The sequence below is a fragment of the Curtobacterium sp. MCBD17_026 genome (assembly GCF_003234895.2).
GTDB lineage: Bacteria > Actinomycetota > Actinomycetes > Actinomycetales > Microbacteriaceae > Curtobacterium > Curtobacterium flaccumfaciens.
In genome coordinates this window covers 1,609,129-1,626,805 of record NZ_CP126281.1, presented here as the reverse complement: position 1 = coordinate 1,626,805, position 17,677 = coordinate 1,609,129, and the positions used below count along the sequence as shown (strand labels likewise).

Here is a 17,677-nt window from a genome sequence, read left to right as displayed (position 1 = left end):
CCTCATGACCACGGCGACCCCGGCCGCACCGATCAAGGGCACCCCGTTCCGCGGACGCATCCGCGGGCGTGTGCTCGTCCTGCTCTGCTGCATGTACGCGATCTCGTACATCGACCGGACGAACATCTCGACGGCGCTGCCGCACATCACCGAGGAGTTCGGGTTCAACGAGGCGACCGCCGGCCTCATCGTCTCCGCCTTCTCGTTGCCGTACGCCCTGCTGCAGGTGTTCGGCGGCACGATCAGCGAGAAGTTCGGCCCGCGCCGGGCACTCTTCGTCATCACGGTGATCTGGGGCGTCGCGACGCTCTGGACCGGCTTCGCCGTCGGCTTCTGGACCCTGTTCGCTGCTCGTGCGCTGCTCGGCCTGAGCGAGGCCGCCGCGTTCCCGACCGCCACCCAGGCGATGAGCCGCTGGATCCCCCGCGACCGGAACGGCTTCGCCCAGGGCGTGGTCCACTCGGCCGCCCGGCTCGGCAACGCCCTGGCCCCGCTCATCGTCGCGTGGGTGATCGGCGCGACGGGAAGCTGGCGCTGGGCGTTCTTCGCCACCGCGGTGCTGTCCCTGGCGTGGGCCGTCGTCTGGTTCGTCTGGTTCCGCGACAAGCCCGAGTCCGCGAAGGGCATCACGCAGGTCGAGCTCGCCGAGCTCCCGCCGGTCGAGACCCGTGCGACCCGTCCCCCGGTGCCGTGGCGGCAGATGGCGAAGCAGATCCTGCCGGTCACCTTCGTCGACTTCGGGTACGGCTGGACCCTCTGGGTGTTCCTCACGTGGCTCCCGACGTTCCTCAGCTCCACCTACGGCCTGGAGATCGGCGACTTCGCCCTGTTCACCACCCTCATCCTGCTGGCCGGTGTCGTCGGGGACACGGTCGGCGGGATGCTCAGTGACCGCATCATCCACCGCGGCGGGAACACCCGGAACGCCCGCCGGATCATCCTGGTGATCGGACTCGGCGGCTCGCTCCTCTGCCTCATCCCGCTCGTGATCGGGCAGGGCCTGCTCGTCGCGACGATCTCGCTGGCCCTGTCGTTCTTCTTCCTCGAACTCTGCAACGCCAACCTCTGGGCGATCCCGATGGACGTCGCGCCGCAGTGGTCCGGCACGGCCTCGGGCTTCATGAACACCGGGTTCGGCATCGCCGGGGTGGTCTCGCCCATCGTGTTCGGCCTGCTCATCGACGCCTCGGGCTGGCAGGTGCCCTTCGCGCTCTCCTGCGTCCTGCTCGGAGCCGCGGCCGTCGTCGCCTGGTTCATGAAGCCGCAGCGGCTGACCTCCACCGACGGCGTGCTCGAGATCGGCACCCCGAAGGCCGAGCAGCGCCCGGCCTGACGGGCGACGCGCGGAACGTGCGCCGGCCCTGGTGGTCCGCGCGCGACGGCCGGGAGGCACGGGTCGGGCCCGCCCCGCGCCTCCCGGCCGCCCGCCACGCGTCCACCGCCCCGCACGGCTGGTGCGGGGTTCCGGACCCGGTGCGATGGCGCCGCCGTCGCACCACGGACGGGACCTCCCAGAGCTGCGCCGCGCGCGCGGCGCTCAGCGCGCCGCGCGCCGCCCGACGTCGTCGGTCTCGCCGACGAGGGCGTCGTCCGGCTCCACCGGTTCCGGCGACCGCCGGGGCACCGCCGCGCCTGCGGAACGACGCGCCCGCGCCGCTCGCGACGCCCGCGAGGACAACGACGGCCGGCCGGTCAGCGGCACGCTGAGCGGCGTCCACCGGAACAGCTCGGTCACCGCGACGGACATGACCAACACGAGCACGTACGTGACGAGGGTGAGCCACGGCCGTGGCACGACGGCCTCGAGCCAGCTGTCGCCGAAGAGCAGGATCCAGATGACGAACGGGTGGCTCAGGAAGATGCCGAACGAGCGATCGGACGCGTAGTCGACGAAACGGGCGGCCCGGCTGCCGGGTCGCCGGCGGTCCGCCCACGCGGCGCCGATCGCCAGGAACCCGACGAACACCGCGGTGCTCCAGACCACCTGGATCGGCTGCAGCGGTGTCCCCGCGGCGTAGAGGGACTGCCCGAGGCCGACCTGCAGCGCCCACACGCCCAGGGTGAGCCCCCCGACACCGGCGAAGGCCCACAGGACCGAACGGCGGTGGACCCGGATGAACCGCAGGAAGGCGTCCGCGTGGTCGGCGGCGATCGCCCCCGAGACGATGAAGAAGACGTACGAGAAGAAGAACTGCTTCTGGTACCCGTGCATCCACGCGTCGCTCGCCGGGAAGTACTTGTACCCGGCGAACACCACCAGCTGGACCAGGAACGCCACGACCAGCACGGTCACGTGGTGCCCGCGGGTCCGGCGCACCAGCCAGACGATCACCGGCAGGAGCAGGTACACCTGCATCGTCACGAGCAGGAAGTACAGGTGGTACCACGAGGTGCCGGTGACGATGCCCTCGGCCGCGGTGCGCACCAGGTCCGGGACGTCGCCCCGGCGGGTCGGGCTCAGCAGCCACGCCGCCGCGACGTAGAGGAACGACCACGCCAGGTACGGCACGCCCACGAGCAGGAACCGCTTCGGCCAGAACTGCGCCATCGGACGCGGGCGCAACGTGTAGCTGTACACGAGCACGAACGCGGTCAGCGAGAAGAAGACCAACCGGGTGAAGTGCAGCAGGGCGAGCAGCGCGTTCAGCCCGACGTCGTCGGCGGCGGCGGTGTGGCTCGTGGTGTGCACTCCGATCACACACGCGAACGTGAGGATGCGGAGCACGTCGACCTCGTACAGGTGCCGGGGCTTGCCCGCGGCCGTGCGCGTCGGCGTCTGCTCCCCCGGCTCAGCGCCGACCGACGCCGGCGACACGCGTGATGGTCCGTTCACGAGGGTCGCGCCATGGTCCGGACCTTCGCGCGCTGCACCTTGCCGGTGGGCGCACGCGGCAGGTCGGGCACGACGATGACCTCGACAGGTCGGCGGAACCGGGTCAGGTGCGCCTCGGCCCGGGCCACGAGGTCGGCCACGAGGGCTGCGTGGTCGACGGGCTCGTCGGGCTGCGGGATCACGTAGGCGATCGGGACGGCACCGAGCACGTCGTCGGGGCGACCGACGACGACCGCCTCGAGCACACGTGGGTCGCCGAGCAGGACGTCCTCGACCTCGGACGGGTAGACCTTCTCGCCACCGCGGTTGATGACGTCGTCGGAGCGCCCGGCCAGGGACACCCAGCCGTCGGCGCTGACGGACCCGACGTCACCGGTGTGGAGCCAGCCGTCGGCGTCGAACCGCTCGGACGCGCGCCCGCCCAGGTACCCGCGGACGATCCCCGCACCACGCACCCACAGGGCGCCGATCTCGTCGGCGCGCAGGAGCGAGCCGTCCTCGCCGCGGACCTGCACCTCGGACCCGACCGGCACCCCGACGGTACCCGGCCGGGCCGGTTCGTCCAGCGGGGTCGCCGTGATCTGCGAGGCGCCCTCGGTCATGCCCCAGCTCACGACGAGCGGCACGTCGCCGAGGGCGGCGCGCACGGGATCGGGCAGCGGCGCCGACGCGCTGCGCACGAACCGCAGGCCCGACGGGAACTCGAGCGGCCCGGTCTTCGCCAGCACGGCCAGGACGGCCGGGACGGCGTTCAGCCAGGTGATCCGGCGTTCCGCGAGCAGGTCCCAGAACCCGGTGCGACGGAAGCGCCGGTCGAGCACCAGGGTCGCGCCGGCGACGAGCGTCGCGAGCAGCCCGACCACCTCGGCGTTGACGTGGAACAGCGGCAACGAGTTGAACCCGCGGTCTTCCGGCACGAGCCGGTTGTGCCGCGCGACGGCACGGGCGACGAACAGCAGCTGCGTCTCGGGCAGCTCGACGCCCTTCGGTGTGCCGGTCGACCCGGAGGTGAACAGCACGACGGAACCCTGACCCGGCGCGTGCGGGCTGTCGGCGGGCAGGTCGCCGTCACGGACGGCGGTCGGGAGGAACGTGGCGGGGTCGATCCCGCTGGCCGGCGCCCCGGGGACGGTCGCGTCCACCGAGCGGTCGGACACGACGATGGACGCACCCCCGATCAGGTCGGCGAGACGGCCGGGCTCGGTGGCCGGCTGGCCGGTGTCGACGGGGATCGCCCTGAGACCTGCGGCGACGGCGCTCAGGTGCACGACCGCGAACGCGAGCGGGTCACCCACGTCGACCAGGACGGCACCCGACGGGGCGATGCCGATCGCGTCGAAGGTCCGCGACCAGGCGGTGACCGCGTCGTCGAGCGCACGGTACGTCAGGACGCGCTCGGAGCGAGCATCCTCGAGGAAGTGGCGCTCGCCCCCGCCGGCCGCACGGGCACGGATGAGCGAGCGCAGGTCGGGTTCATCGCGAACGGGCTGCACGCAAGAAGGCTATTGCCCGACCCTATGAGCGGTCGGAGGGAACAGCGGGATCTGTGGAGAACCGGTGCAGCATCCACTGCCAGAGCGGGAGCATCCGGGGCACGCCGTCACGGGTGAGCGGTGTCGAGTCCTTGATGATCAGGGAGTGCGCCTTGCCGTCGCCGCGGAGGTCGGTGAGGATCGCGTGCGGGTCCGCGCCGGCGACGGGCGGGGTGGTGTCCGTCTCGAACGGCCCGGACACGCCACTCAGCCCGAGGACGTCCCACGAACCGGTGATGCGGGGGCCGAACGCGTCACGGACGTCGTCGATGGCGTACATCCGGTCGACCGGTGTCCGGCCCGGGCGGTCCATCCACGCTGCGTGCGACGGCCCGCGGGACTCGACGGGCGAGGAGAACATCAACGCACCGTGGACACTGCGGACGTGCGCGATGTACGCCGCCTCTCCGCCGCCCTGCGAGTGCCCGGCCACGACGACGTCGTTCCAGACGATGCGGTCGTCGCCCTGGACGAACCGCCCCCAGCCGCCGTCGGGGTCGTGGTCGTCGAGGTACGCGACGGCGTCACGGAAGCGCGAGACGATGGACCCGGCCGGACTGACCGCGCTGAACTCCGACGGCCGGGTGCCGTCGAAGCGGTTCCGCTGGACCATGCCGTAGCAGCGCGCGTCCGCCTCGCACGTGCCGGACAGGGTGCGACCGAGGTTCCAGTAGTCGAGGCCGAGCACGTGGTAGCCGTCCGCCAGCGCGGCCCCGAGGAACCGCTGGTACTCGGCCGGACGGGACCGGGTCGCGGGCAGGAACAACAGGAGCGGACCGTCGGCCGACGTGCGCGCGGCGAAGTCGTCGCGGTTCGGGGTGAGCCGCTCACCGTTCACCGTTCCGAGCCGGAACCGGTGGAACTCCCCGTGAGGCCCGCGTTCGTCACCCGACGGCCGCTCGTGCACCGCGACCCGGCCGTTGTCCGCCACTCGCTGGGCACCGAGGACGTTCGCGGCGACGAGCGAGCCGGCCCCGATCGCCACGAGGACGATCGCGGCGAGGACCAGCAGCAGACGGTGGCTCATGCCGTGATCCGTGCCCACACCTCGTCAGCGGAGCGGATCGTCTGCTCGAGCGTCCCGGTGGCGTCGACGACGTGGTCGGCGAGGGCGAGACGGTCTGCGTCGCTCGCCTGGGCGGCGACACGACGCTCGGCCTCGTCACGGGGCATCCCGCGGTGCTCGACGAGCCGTTCGATGCGCTGCGCAGCGGGGGCGTCGACCACCACGACCGCGTCGAACCGGAGCGGGCGCGAGCCGCGGGCCTCGGCGAGCAACGGCACGTCGTAGACCACCACGGCGTCGGGGTCGGCGGCCTCGGCGGCGTCGAACGCCTGCTGCGCGAGCCGCCAGACCTCGGGGTGCGTGATGGCTTCGAGGTCCTTCCGCGCCGCGGGGTCCGCGAACACGATCGACCCGAGCGCCGGCCGGTCGAGGGCACCGTCGGCGGCGATCACCGACGGTCCGAACCGCTCGGCGACCTGCGCCAGGCCCGGGCTGCCCGGTGCCACGGCGTCCCGCGCCAGTCGGTCGGCGTCGACGACGACTGCCCCGTGCTCGGTCCAGCGTCGGGAGACGGTCGACTTGCCCGCGGCGATGCCGCCCGTGAGTCCGATGATGTGCACGGCAACAGGGTAACGACCCCGATGCCCGGAAACGCCGGAAGCCCGGCACCCTGTCAGGGGTGCCGGGCTTCCGGTCGGGACGAACCGCTCGATCAGTTGTTGGTCGAGCTGAGCTTCTCGCGGAGTGCAGCGAGCGACGCGTCGTCGGCCAGGGGGCTTGCGCCACCCGTCTCGCCGGCGAACGACGAGGTCGACGACGACGAGGAAGCCGTGGCCGGGAGGTCGAAGCCACCCTGCGCCTCGTCGGCGATGGTCTTCGCGACCTGCGCCTTGTGGGCTTCCCAACGCGCCTGGGCGGCCGCGTACTGGCCCTCCCACTCGGTGCGCTGCGTGTCGTAGCCCTCGAGCCACTCGTTGGTCTCCGGGTCGAAGCCCTCGGGGTACTTGTAGTCACCCTTGTCGTCGTACTCGGTCGGCATGCCGTAGAGCGCCGGGTCGAACTCGTCGCTCTCCGGGTCGACGCCCTCGTTCGCCTGCTTGAGGCTCAGCGAGATGCGGCGACGGTCGAGGTCGATGTCGATGATCTTGACGAAGACCTCGTCGTTGACCGACACGACCTGCTCGGCGAGCTCGACGTGCTTGTTCGAGAGCTCCGAGATGTGCACCAGGCCCTCGATGCCGTCGGCAACGCGGACGAAGGCACCGAACGGGACGAGCTTCGTGACCTTGCCCGGTGCGATCTGACCGATCGCGTGGGTGCGGGCGAAGACCTGCCACGGGTCCTCCTGCGTCGCCTTGAGCGAGAGCGACACGCGCTCGCGGTCCAGGTCGACCTCGAGGATCTCGACGGTGACTTCCTGACCGACCTCGACGACCTCGCTGGCGTGCTCGATGTGCTTCCAGCTGAGCTCGGAGACGTGGACGAGACCGTCGACGCCGCCGAGGTCCACGAACGCACCGAAGTTGACGATCGAGGACACGATGCCCTTGCGGACCTGGCCCTTGTGGAGGTTGTTGAGGAACGTCGTCCGGGACTCGGACTGCGTCTGCTCGAGGAGCGCACGGCGCGACAGGACCACGTTGTTGCGGTTCTTGTCGAGCTCGAGGATCTTGGCCTCGATCTCCTGGCCGAGGTACGGCGTGAGGTCGCGGACACGACGGAGCTCGATGAGCGAGGCGGGGAGGAAGCCACGGAGGCCGATGTCGACGATGAGACCGCCCTTGACGACCTCGATGACCGTCCCGGTCACGACGCCGTCGGACTCCTTGATCTTCTCGACGTCGCCCCACGCACGCTCGTACTGCGCGCGCTTCTTCGACAGGATGAGGCGGCCTTCCTTGTCCTCCTTCTGGAGAACCAGGGCCTCGACCTCGTCGCCGACCTCGACGACCTCGTTGGGGTCGACGTCGTGCTTGATCGAGAGCTCGCGCGAGGGGATGACGCCCTCGGTCTTGTAACCGACGTCGAGGAGGACCTCGTCGCGGTCGATCTTCACGACGGTGCCGGAGATGAGATCACCGTCGTTGAAGAACTTCAGGGTCTTCTCGACCTCGGCCAGGAAGTCATCAGCCGAACCGATGTCGTTGATGGCGACCTGCTTAGGAGCCTTGGTCGTAGTGGTTGTCATGTAGAGATTGCTCCGAACGGACATGAGTCGGGCCATGGCGTGCGGGGACTCGGCCCCCGTGGTGCACCGCCGTGGCGATTGATTGAGTGGCGCGGATTGCGCCGCACAAGTCTAACCGCACCGGCGGAGGCCCCACAACCGGGCGTGTCGACGGCGCGTCACCCGACCAGCGCGGTCCGGAGGGTGTCGAGGCCGATGCTGCCGAGCGAGAGCGCCCGGTGGTGGAACGCCTTCAGGTCGAAGTCGGCTCCCTCGCGCGCGGCGACCTCGTCGCGGATGGACTCCCAGACGCGCTGGCCGACCTTGTACGAGGGTGCCTGCCCCGGCCACCCGAAGTACCGGGCGACCTCGAACCGGACGAACGCCGGGTCCATGTTGACGTTCTGCCCCATGAAGTCGAGCGCGTACTCCCACGTCCAGCCGCCTCCGTCGGGGTTCGTCTTCTGCAGGTGCACGCCGATGTCGAGGACGACGCGGGCCGCACGCATCCGCTGCCCGTCGAGCATGCCGAGCCGGTCGCCGTCGTCGTCGAGGAACCCGAGCTGCTCCATCAGCCGCTCGGCGTACAGGGCCCAGCCCTCGACGTGTCCGGAGGACCCGGACAGCTGCCGGCGCCAGGTGTTCAGCTCACCGCGGTTGTAGACGCCCTGGCTGATCTGCAGGTGGTGTCCGGGGACGCCCTCGTGGTAGACCGTCGTCTTCTCGCGCCAGGTGCCGAACTCGGTGACACCCTCGGGCACGGACCACCACATGCGTCCGGCACGGGAGAAGTCGTCGGAGGGGCCGCTGTAGTAGATGCCGCCCTCCTGCGTGGGGGCGATCCGGCACTCCAGCCGACGGATCGGGTCCGGGATGTCGAAGTAGGTCCCGGCCATCGCGGCGATCGACGCGTCACTCGTCTCCTGCATCCACCGCTGCAACGCGTCGGTTCCGTGCAGGATCCGGGACGGATCGGTGTCGAGCACCTCGATCGCCCGGGCAACGCTCGCGCCGGACTCGATGCGGTCGGCGATGCGCTCCTGCTCGTCCCGCATGCGCGCGAGTTCCTCGAGGCCCCACTCGTACGTCTCGTCGAGGTCGACGACCGCACCGAGGAACCGGCGCGAGTGCAGCTCGTAGGCCTCGCGACCGACGGCGTCCACGGGGGTGGCGAGCGGCAGCAGCTCGTGCTCCAGGAACTGCCCGAGCGAGCGGTACGCGGCCGAGGCGACCTGGGCTCCGCGGGTGAGCTCGGCGCGGAGCGTGTCCGGCACCGGCGAACCGTCGTCGAACGCGGCACCTTCGGCGAGGCGCGCGAAGAAGCCGTCCTCGGCGCCGTTCCGCGCTGCCTGCTCGGCGACCAGGGCGACCTGGCGCTTGGCCGGGGTGACGTCTTCGCGGGTGCCCTCGAGCAGGGTCTCGCGGATGCCCTCGAGGGCGTCCGGCAGCGCGTGCAGCCGGCTCGCGATGTCCTGCCAGTCGCCCTCGGTCGCGGTCGGCATCAGGTCGATGATCTCGCGGACCGACTGCGCCGGGCTCGCGATGACGTTGAGGTCGCGGAGGTGCAGCTTGCGCTCGTACGACTCCTGCACCAGGTCCAGCTCGGCGCCGAGGTCGGCCTTCGTCACCTGGTCCACGGAGTCGACGGCTGGAGCGGCGTCGAGCGCACGCTTCGCACCGCGCGCCGCCTCGGCCATCGCGGCGGCACCGGCGGGCGAGGTGTCGCCGTACTCCCCCGTGCGCCCCGGGACGCCGATGTACGTGGCGGTCGTCGGGTCGAGGTCGACGAGGGTGGTGACCCAGTCCTCGGCGACGCGGTCGACGGCGGACGGCTGGCGGACAGGACGCTCTTCGCTCATGCCCCGACCCTACCGACCCGCGGGTCGACAGGACCCCCGGGCCGCCCGGGTCAGTGGGCGGCGCTCTCCCAGTTCGGCCCCACGCCGACCGAGACGTCGAGCGGGACGCTCAGCTCGGCGGCGCTGCCCATCCGGGTGCGGAGGATCTCCTCCACACGCTCCTGCTCACCGGGCGCGACCTCGAGGATGAGCTCGTCGTGCACCTGGAGCAGCAGGTGGGACTGGAGCTCGCCCTCGCGCAGGTCGTCGGCGACCCCGAGCATCGCGATCTTGATGATGTCGGCGGCCGAACCCTGGATCGGGGCGTTCAGCGCGGCGCGTTCGGCGTTCTCACGCAGGACCCGGTTCGGGCTCTTCAGGTCGGGGAACGGACGACGGCGACCGAAGATCGTCTCGGTGTAGCCGTCCTCGCGTGCCTGCTCGACGACGTTGCGCAGGTAGTCGCGCACCGCACCGAAGCGGGCGAAGTACTCGGTCATCAGGGTGCGGGCCTCGGACTGCTCGATGCGCAGCTGCTTCGACAGACCGAAGGCACTCAACCCGTAGGCCAGGCCGTAGGACATCGCCTTGACCTTCGTGCGCATCTCGTTGGAGACCTCGGACGGGTCGACGCCGAACACCCGGGCGCCGACGAAGCGGTGCAGGTCCTCGCCCTCGTTGAAGGCCTGGATGAGCCCCGGGTCGCCGGAGAGGTGCGCCATGATCCGCATCTCGATCTGCGAGTAGTCGGCGGTCACGAGCGTCGTGTACGGCTCAGCGACCGCGAACGCCGACCGGATCCGGCGACCGACGGCCGTCTTCACCGGGATGTTCTGCAGGTTCGGGTCGGTCGACGAGACCCTGCCCGTGCTCGTACCGGTCTGCTCGTAGCGGGTGTGGATGCGCCCGTCGACCACGGCGGCGTCGAGCGTGTCGACGATCTGCCGGAGCTTCGTGGCGTCGCGGTGCTGCAGCAGGAGCCCGAGGAACGGGTGCGGGTGCTGTTCCTGCAGGTCGGCCAGGCTTGCGGCGTCGGTCGAGAACCCGGTCTTGGTCTTGCGGGTCTTCGGCATCGCGAGCTCGGTGAACAGGACTTCCTGCAGCTGCTTCGGCGACCCGAGGTTGACCTCGTGCCCGATCTCGGCGAAGGCCTGCTGCGCGAGCTCGGCGGCGCGCTCCCCCAGTTCCTTCGACAGGCCGGTGAGCACCGGGCGGTCGATGCCGACACCGATGGTCTCCATGCCGGCCAGCACCGACACGAGCGGCAGCTCGATGTCGTCGAGGACCCGCAGCGAGGACGCGTCGATCCGGGCGCGCAGGGCCGTGGTGACGCGGAGCACGAACCACGCGTGCACCCCGACGTTGACCGGGTCGGTCTCGGGGACCAGCTGGTTGGGGTCAGCCGTCGGCAGTTCTTCGCCGAGCTCCTGGTAGACGAGGTCCGACAGTGGCTGCCCCTGCTTGCCGGGCTGCGCGAGCCACCCCATGATCCGGGCGTCGCCGGCGATGCCGTTCACGACGAAGCCGGCGGTGCCGAGCGCCTTGATCGCCGCCTTGGCGTCGTGGAAGTGCTTCGGGGCGTCGGAGGCGAACCAGGCCGAGAGCTGCTCGTAGTCCTTCGCGCCGCTGCCGCCCGGCACCAGCACGGCGTCGTCGTGCGTCGCGATGCCGATGGCGCTGAGGCGTCCGTCGATGACCTCGACCGCGACGCCGTAGCCGTTCGCCGCCTCGGTCGCGTTGCGGCGCTCGAGCCAGTAGCCGAGCTCTTCGTCGATCAGGGTCTTGACGGGCGGCGGGGTCGGCGCGCCGTCGGTGACGGTGCCCTCGGCCGCCGGCTCGGCGGGATCGCCCGACCCGGCCACCTTGAAGACGCGGTCGAGCAGCGTGCGGAACTGCAACTTGGCGAAGAGCTCGCGCACCGCGGTCTCGTCGACCGGGCGGAGCGCGACGTCGGCGGGACCGACGGGCAGCTCGACGTCGGTGACCAGGCGGTTGAGCCGGCGGTTCCGGATCGCCCGGTCCTGCTGCTCGCGCAGGTTGTTGCCGACGACGCCCTTGATCTCGTCGGCGTGCTCGAGGACGCCGTCGAGCGACCCGTACTGGGTCACCCACTTGACCGCGGTCTTCTCGCCGACCTTGTCGATGCCGATCAGGTTGTCGCTGGTCTCGCCGACGAGGGCGGCGATGTCCGGGTACTGGTGGGGCTCGATGCCGTACCGCTCGTAGACCTTGTCGCGGTCGTAGCGGGTGAGTTCGGAGACACCGCGGACCGACGGGTAGAGCAGGGTGACGTCGTCGTTGACGAGCTGGATCGAGTCGCGGTCGCCGGAGACCACGTAGACCTTGAAGCCCTGGTCGGCACCCTGCTTGGAGAGGGTCGCGAGGATGTCGTCGGCCTCGTAGTCCTCTTTCGTGACGGTGGTTATGCCCATCGCCTCGAGCGCCTGCTGCAGGAGCGGGATCTGTCCCTTGAACTCGGCCGGGGTCTCGGAGCGGGTGCCCTTGTACTCGGCGTACTCACGCGTGCGGAACGAGAACCGGGAGATGTCGAACGCCACCGCCAGGTGGGTGGGCTTCTCGCGCTGCAGGAGCATCAGCAGCATCGAGATGAAGCCGTGGATCGCGTTGGTGTGCTGCCCCTCGCGGTTCACGAAGCTGTCGACCGGCAGCGCGTAGAAGGCCCGGAAGGCGAGCGAGTGGCCGTCGATGACCATGAGGGTAGGCTTTGCGGAGTCCGACACCCGGACAGCCTACCGACGCCCGCTGACACGGAAGGTCGACGCAGACCGTGACCGACGACACCACATCGACCACGATCGATCCCCGCCTCGACGAACGCGGCATGGGCGAGCTGGCCGAGAAGATGGGCATGGTCATCACCGAGCTCTCGGCCGAGCGGGCGGTCGGTTCGATCCCCGTCGAGGGCAACCGCCAGCCGGTCGGCCTGCTGCACGGCGGCGCCTACGTCGTCCTCGCGGAGAGCCTCGGTTCGATGGCCGCCAACGTGCACGCCGGGCCCGGCCGCTACGCCGTCGGCATCGAGCTCAGCGCCTCTCACTCCCGCAGCGCCACGAGCGGCATCGTCACGGGCACGTGCACCGCCATCCACCTGGGCGGCACGCTCACCACCCACGAGATCGTCCTGACCGACGACCAGGGTCGCCGGTGCTCCACCGTCCGGATCACGAACATGATCCGCGAGCGTCGCTGACCGACGGACCGACGGCTCAGTCCTCCGGCGGCCGCTGCAGCAGCAGGCGGGCGTCGCCGAACCCGAGCCGCCGGTAGAGCCGCTCGCCGTCCACGCTCGAGTGCACCGACGTCCGCTCCACGCCGAGTTCGTCGGCGACCTGGAGCAGGGCCGTGACGAGCCGTCCGGCGACGCCGGAACCTCGCAGCTCCGGGTGCACGTAGACCGTCTGCACGTCGGCGGTCAGCCGGCGCCCCGGCCGGTCCGGCAGCGGCGGTCGCGCGACGAGCCCGAGCCACGCCATGCCGAGCACGACACCGTCCCGCTCCGCGACGACGCACCGGTGCGACTCCGCGTGGTCGGCGGCGAACGCCGTCATGGCATCGCGGTACGCCTCCACGCTCACCACCGGATGAGCGCCGCCCTCGTCCACGCTCCACCGCCACCGCAGGTCGGCCACCGGCGGCATGTCGTCAGGCCGGGAGGCCCGGATCACCACGTCGTCCATGCCTCCAGCCTGCCAGGTGGTCGCGACACACGCCCCGCCCCCGGACGCAGGAACGCCGCCGACCCCAGGGGGCCGGCGGCGTTCCGTGAGCGACGGTGGAGCGCTGGACTACTTCTTGGCGCTGAGCTGCTCGATGATCGCCTTCGCGACGTCGTGCATGGTCAGGCGGCGGTCCATCGAGGCCTTCTGGATCCAGCGGAACGCCTCGGGCTCGGTGAGGCCCATCTTCTCGTTCAGCAGGCCCTTGGCGCGGTCGACGAGCTTGCGGGTCTCGAAGCGCTCGACGAGGTCGGCGACCTCGGCCTCGAGCGTGATGATCTGCTGGTACCGCGAGAGGGCGATCTCGATCGCGGGGAGCAGGTCGTTCGGGGTGAAGGGCTTGACCACGTAGGCCAGCGCGCCGGCCTCGGTGGCACGCTCGACGAGGTCCTTCTGGCTGAACGCGGTCAGCAGGACGACGGGCGCGATGTGGTTCTTGGACAGTTTCTCGGCTGCGGAGATGCCGTCGAGCTGGGGCATCTTGACGTCCATCACGACGAGGTCGGGGCGGAGGTCGGTCGCGAGCTGGACGGCGGTCTCACCGTCACCGGCTTCACCGACCACGTCGAACCCGTTGTCGCGGAGGATCTCCACGATGTCGAGGCGGATGAGCGACTCGTCCTCGGCGACGACGACGCGACGGGGTGCTGGTGCTGTTGCTTCTGTGTCACTCACGGGCGAAAGCCTACTAGACGACGGAAGTGCCGTATCCCAGACCACGCAGAACGATGCTTGGTACGAGTGGCGGGACGCGGATCGGTACTGCCCCGCACGCCGTGAGCTTCTTGGGACGAGTGGCGGGACGCGGATCGGTGCTGCCCCGCTCGCCGTGAGCATCTTGGTACGAGTGGCGGGACGCGGATCGGTGCTGCCCCGCTCGCCGTGAGCATCTTGGTACGAGTGGCGGGACGCGGATCGGTACTGCCCCGCTCGCCGTGAGCATCTTGGTACGAGTGGCGGGACGCGGATCGGTGCTGCCCCGCACGCCGTGAGCTTCTTGGTACGAGTGGCGGGACGCGGATCGGTACTGCCCCGCACGCCGTGAGCATCTTGGTACGAGTGGCGGGACGCGAATCGGTGCTGCCCCGCACGCCGTGAGCATCTTGGGACGAGTGGCGGGACGCGGATCGGTGCTGCCCCGCACGCCGTGAGCATCTTGGTACGAGTGGCGGGACGCGGATCGGTGCTGCCCCGCACGCCGTGAGCATCTTGGTACGAGTGGCGGGACTTGAACCCGCACGCCGTGAGGCAGAGCATTTTGAGTGCCCCGTGTCTGCCGATTCCACCACACTCGCGAGGAGGCCAACACTACCAGCCCGACCCGCGCCTCCCGGCCCGTCGTCGACCGTCTCAGGAGCCCTCGAGCGCCTCGATCGCCGCCACCAGACCAGCCCGTCGCGGCGACCGCCGCGGCAGCACCGCGAGCAGCGCGCGGAGCACGAGCGCGTCGGTCGCACCGTCCGGGGTGCGCGCCCACGCGAGCAGGGCGTCGACGCCGCCGTCGGCGACGACCGACTCGCGGAACCGCAGCCGCACCAGGTCACGGACAGCGTCGACGCCGGGTGCGGCGGAGCCCGGCAGGACCGGTCCGGCGTACCGGTCGACGGCCTGGAGGCGCGCCCCGCGTTCGAGCGCGGACAGCACGCCGTCGACGTCGGTCCGGACCCCGGTCACCCGGTACGGCCGCGACGTCACGGTCACGTCCGGGGCGTGCTGCGCGAGGACCCGGCGCAGCCGGACGACCTCGGCGCGCAGGGTGACGACCGAGCCCGGGTCTCCGTAGACGGCGGCGGCGAGGTCGGTCGCCGCGAGGCCGGCGGGGTGCGCGGCGAGCACGACGAGCAGTTCGGAGTGCCGGGCGGACAGCTCGACCCGGCGGTCGGCGATCCGGAGCACGGCGGTGTCGGTACCGAGCACGGTCAGCTCGGCCGACGGCACGCCGGGTGTCCGCACCGGTGGGCGGACCGCGGCCAGGGCGAGCTGGGCCTCGGCGGCGGCGACCGTGGCGGCGAGCAGCGAAAGCGTGTGCCGTTCGACTGCGCGGTCGTCGCCCGTCAGGTCGAGCACCCCGACGGTGGCGCCGCTCGCGTCGTGCACCGGGACGGCCGTGCACGAGAAGGGCTTGACGGCGTTCGCGTAGTGCTCATCGGAGCGGATCTGCACCGCACGGTCCAGGCGCAGTGCCGTGCCGGGCGCACTGGTGCCGATGCGGTCCTCCGACCAGTCGGCTCCGGGGACGAAGCCCATGTCCTCGGCGGCGCGACGCGTGGAGCGGGCACCGTCGACCCAGACGAGACGACCCGCGGCGTCCGCGACGGCGACGACGCACCCGGCCGAGCGGGAGTCGTCGAGCAGCAGCCGACGGACCACCGGCAGCAGGGTGGCGAGGGGGCCGTCGTGCCGGACGGCATCGAGTTCGTCGTCGCCGAGGGCGAGGACCGGGGCGGCGTCGGGGTCGACCCGGGCGGACCGCTGCCACGACGCGGCGACGAGCGGGCGGAGCCGACCGGGTGCGCGCATGCGTCCTCCGATCGACCCCACCCGCCGCTCCGTCGCGACGCGCGCCATCAGCCTACGTCCGGGCCACCCGCGGGACCAGGCCGAGATCGGCGAGCTCGGCGTCGTCGAACATCCGCGAGCGGGTGAGGAACCGTTTGCCCTCGGGGACCTCGACCGAGAACCCGCCGCCCCGGCCGTCGACGACGTCGATCGTCAGGTGCGTGTACTTCCAGTACTGGAACTGCGACACCGACATGTAGACCTCGACCGGGTCCAGCCCGTCGACCTGCAACGCGCCGAGCAGGACGTCCCCCGGGCCGGTCCGGAACATGCCGACGGGGTAGCACATCGGGCTCGAGCCGTCGCAGCAGCCGCCGGACTGGTGGAACATCAGCGGGCCGTGCCGGGTGGTGAGGGTGCGCAGGAGCTCCCCCGCCGCCGGGGTCGCCGCGACGCGTGCCGTGTCGGGCATCAGAAGAAGCCCATCGGCCCGTCGGCGTAGGAGACGAGCAGGTTCTTCGTCTGCTGGTAGTGGTCGAGCATCATCTTGTGGTTCTCGCGCCCGATGCCGGACTGCTTGTAGCCGCCGAAGGCCGCACCCGCCGGGTACTGGTGGTAGGTGTTCGACCACACCCGCCCGGCCTGGATGTCACGTCCGGCGCGGTACAGGGTCGTGACGTCACGGCTCCACACCCCGGCGCCGAGCCCGTACAGGGTGTCGTTGGCCGTGGCGATCGCGTCGTCGTAGCCGCTGAAGGACGTCAGGGCGAGCACGGGCCCGAAGATCTCCTCCTGGAAGATCCGCATCGAGTTGTCGCCCTCGAACACCGTCGGGGTGACGTAGTAGCCGCCCGAGAGTTCACCGCCCAGGTCCGCGCGTTCACCCCCGGTCAGGAGCGTCGCACCCTCCTGCTTGCCGATGTCGATGTAGCTCAGGATCTTCTCGAGCTGGTCGTTCGACGCCTGGGCGCCGATCATCGTGGACAGGTCGAGGGGGTGCCCCTGCTTGACGGCACGGACGCGTTCCAGGCCGTCGGCGACGAACCCGTCGTAGATCTCCTCCGCCACCAGTGCCCGGGACGGACACGTGCAGACCTCGCCCTGGTTCAGGTTGAAGAACGTGAAGCCCTCGAGCGCCTTGTCGTAGAAGGAGTCCTTCTCGGCCGCCACGTCGGGGAAGAACACGTTCGGGCTCTTGCCGCCGAGCTCGAGCGTCACCGGGATGAGGCTCTGCGAGGCGTACTGCATGATCAGCCGCCCGGTGGTGGTCTCCCCCGTGAAGGCGATCTTCCGGATGTCCGGGTGCTGCGCGAGCGGTGCGCCGACCTCGATGCCGAAGCCGTTGACGACGTTGAGCACCCCGGCGGGCAGCAGGTCGCGGATGAGCTCGACGAGCACGTGGATGGACGCCGGGGTCTGCTCGGCGGGCTTCAGCACGACGCAGTTGCCGGCGGCGAGGGCCGGGGCGAGCTTCCAGACCGCCATCAGGATCGGGAAGTTCCACGGGATGATCTGCCCGACGACGCCGAGCGGTTCGTGGAAGTGGTAGGCCACGGTGTCGTGGTCGATCTCGCCGGCGGACCCCTCCTGCGCACGGATCGCCCCGGCGAAGTACCGGAAGTGGTCGATCGCGAGCGGGATGTCCGCGCCGAGGGTCTCGCGGATCGGCTTGCCGTTCTCCCACGTCTCGGCGACGGCGAGCACCTCGAGGTGCTCCTCCATGCGGTCCGCGATCTTGTTGAGAATGACAGCGCGCTCGGCCGCGCTCGTCCGGCCCCAGGCCGGGAACGCCTTCCAGGCGGCGGCGACGGCGCGGTCGACGTCCGTCGAGTCGCCGCGGGCCACCTCGGTGAACACCTTGCCCGTGACGGGCGTCGGGTTCTCGAAGTACTGCCCGCTGGCGGACGGCACGTACTCGCCGCCGATGAAGTGGTCGTACCGGGATCGGTACTCGACCAGGGAGCCGGGCTCGCCGGGTGCGGCGTAGCTGGTGGGCGAGGGTGCGATGGTCATGGTGGTGCCCTTTCGACGACGCTGTCGGGGCGCACGGGTCGCGCGCCTGCTC

At 70.9% G+C, this 17,677-nt stretch carries 14 protein-coding genes and 1 tRNA gene; 2 read left to right on the top strand and 13 right to left on the bottom strand.

All coding sequences use genetic code 11. The annotated features are described in order from the left end of the window. Positions 1-4: 4 nt before the first annotated feature. Complete coding sequence (locus DEI85_RS07635; protein WP_111123662.1) at positions 5-1,333, top strand: MFS transporter; 1,329 nt, start codon at positions 5-7, stop codon at positions 1,331-1,333. Between the two features lie 204 nt (positions 1,334-1,537). Here the strand turns inward: DEI85_RS07635 and DEI85_RS07630 are convergent, their stop codons facing one another. The 7 genes from DEI85_RS07630 to polA all read right to left on the bottom strand — a co-directional run bounded on the left by DEI85_RS07630 (position 1,538) and on the right by polA (position 12,090). Continuing rightward, complete coding sequence (locus tag DEI85_RS07630; protein ID WP_181436382.1) at positions 1,538-2,815, bottom strand: acyltransferase; 1,278 nt, start codon at positions 2,813-2,815, stop codon at positions 1,538-1,540. A gap of 14 nt (positions 2,816-2,829) precedes the next feature. Continuing rightward, positions 2,830-4,326, bottom strand: a complete 1,497-nt coding sequence (locus DEI85_RS07625; protein WP_111123660.1) for a class I adenylate-forming enzyme family protein — start codon at positions 4,324-4,326, stop codon at positions 2,830-2,832. A gap of 22 nt (positions 4,327-4,348) precedes the next feature. After that, positions 4,349-5,392, bottom strand: coding sequence for a BPSS1187 family protein (locus tag DEI85_RS07620; RefSeq protein ID WP_111123659.1), 1,044 nt, complete (start codon positions 5,390-5,392; stop codon positions 4,349-4,351). Beyond that, complete coding sequence (gene coaE, locus DEI85_RS07615) at positions 5,389-5,991, bottom strand: dephospho-CoA kinase (protein WP_110862744.1); 603 nt, start codon at positions 5,989-5,991, stop codon at positions 5,389-5,391. Before coaE ends, DEI85_RS07620 begins: the two co-directional genes overlap by 4 nt. Before the next feature lie 92 nt (positions 5,992-6,083). Beyond that, positions 6,084-7,559: a 30S ribosomal protein S1 gene (rpsA, locus tag DEI85_RS07610; protein ID WP_027465699.1), complete on the bottom strand. Its 1,476-nt coding sequence runs from the start codon at positions 7,557-7,559 to the stop codon at positions 6,084-6,086. Positions 7,560-7,717: 158 nt separating this feature from the next. Beyond that, positions 7,718-9,397, bottom strand: coding sequence for a DUF885 domain-containing protein (locus tag DEI85_RS07605; protein ID WP_071244744.1), 1,680 nt, complete (start codon positions 9,395-9,397; stop codon positions 7,718-7,720). Positions 9,398-9,447: 50 nt separating this feature from the next. Beyond that, positions 9,448-12,090: a DNA polymerase I gene (polA, locus tag DEI85_RS07600; protein ID WP_258378459.1), complete on the bottom strand. Its 2,643-nt coding sequence runs from the start codon at positions 12,088-12,090 to the stop codon at positions 9,448-9,450. A gap of 128 nt (positions 12,091-12,218) precedes the next feature. On the opposite strand from polA, the gene DEI85_RS07595 reads away from it, so the two are divergent. Further along, positions 12,219-12,587, top strand: a complete 369-nt coding sequence (locus tag DEI85_RS07595) for a PaaI family thioesterase (protein WP_051596794.1) — start codon at positions 12,219-12,221, stop codon at positions 12,585-12,587. A gap of 16 nt (positions 12,588-12,603) precedes the next feature. Here DEI85_RS07595 and DEI85_RS07590 read toward each other — a convergent pair whose 3' ends face one another. The 6 genes from DEI85_RS07590 to exaC form a co-directional block, all read right to left on the bottom strand. Beyond that, positions 12,604-13,074, bottom strand: a complete 471-nt coding sequence (locus DEI85_RS07590) for a GNAT family N-acetyltransferase (protein WP_111123657.1) — start codon at positions 13,072-13,074, stop codon at positions 12,604-12,606. Positions 13,075-13,182: 108 nt separating this feature from the next. Next, a complete protein-coding gene (locus DEI85_RS07585) occupies positions 13,183-13,788 on the bottom strand; it encodes an ANTAR domain-containing response regulator (protein ID WP_017887240.1) in 606 nt (201 codons plus the stop codon). Positions 13,789-14,323: 535 nt separating this feature from the next. Then, positions 14,324-14,408 (bottom strand) — tRNA-Leu (locus tag DEI85_RS07580). 55 nt (positions 14,409-14,463) lie between these two features. After that, positions 14,464-15,633 carry a helix-turn-helix domain-containing protein gene (locus DEI85_RS07575; RefSeq protein WP_181436380.1) on the bottom strand — a complete coding sequence of 390 codons (1,170 nt, stop codon included), beginning with the start codon at positions 15,631-15,633 and terminating at the stop codon, positions 14,464-14,466. Between the two features lie 52 nt (positions 15,634-15,685). Continuing rightward, positions 15,686-16,084 carry a DUF779 domain-containing protein gene (locus DEI85_RS07570; RefSeq protein ID WP_110858956.1) on the bottom strand — a complete coding sequence of 133 codons (399 nt, stop codon included), beginning with the start codon at positions 16,082-16,084 and terminating at the stop codon, positions 15,686-15,688. Then, positions 16,084-17,625, bottom strand: coding sequence for an acetaldehyde dehydrogenase ExaC (gene exaC / locus DEI85_RS07565; RefSeq protein ID WP_111123655.1), 1,542 nt, complete (start codon positions 17,623-17,625; stop codon positions 16,084-16,086). Before exaC ends, DEI85_RS07570 begins: the two co-directional genes overlap by 1 nt. Between the last annotated feature and the right edge of the window lie 52 nt (positions 17,626-17,677).